Raw genomic sequence first — 598 nt, forward strand, 5'->3', positions numbered from 1 at the left:
TTGACCCGGATAACAGACGTTGTTTCCCTTGGCATTTAGTTCAGGGTTCTCCTTGGCTCCAACTGTACCAACAGTGGATTGAAATTCGCAAACAGTTCAAAGCCTTACAATCTGGTAGCATGCAATGGCTGTATTGTGACGAAAGGGCATTTGCTTATGCAAGACAGCTTGGTGAAGAGACGATCATTGTTGCAGTCAATATTGGTCTACAAGAAAGCACGATTGACCTACCATTGTGGCAGTTAGGCTTGAATGCGAAACACTTGCATCAATTATTAGATAAATGTGAAATAATTGATTATGAAGGTCATGTTTCTGTCAATATGGCAGCATTAAGTATCAATTTGTGGCAAGTGAAGTGACACCGCATTCTATATTTATTAAAATTTGTGAATATGTTCATTAATAACTATAAACAGCCTCTTTAAGCCGATGCATATGAGAGGCGAACACTTAAACAATGGTACTCAATGGTTAACCAAAGGCGATTTAGCCTCTCATTTGTTGTTTTCTTTCCTTTAGTTCTATTCATTGTGGTAATGCTCGTTACTACAAAAAACTACTACGATGCAGTCAATCGCTATATTGATACTGAATA

General features: G+C 37.8%; 1 protein-coding gene. It reads left to right on the forward strand.

Annotated features, from left to right (window positions below; translation table 11 throughout):
* A partial coding sequence (locus tag R8O10_RS26260) for an alpha-glucosidase C-terminal domain-containing protein (protein WP_318192102.1) occupies nt 1–362 on the forward strand: 362 nt, incomplete at its 5' end.
* Nucleotides 363–598: the final 236 nt, after the last annotated feature.

This window comes from Vibrio sp. 1727, assembly GCF_033344415.1.
Classification (GTDB): Bacteria; Pseudomonadota; Gammaproteobacteria; order Enterobacterales; family Vibrionaceae; genus Vibrio; species Vibrio alginolyticus.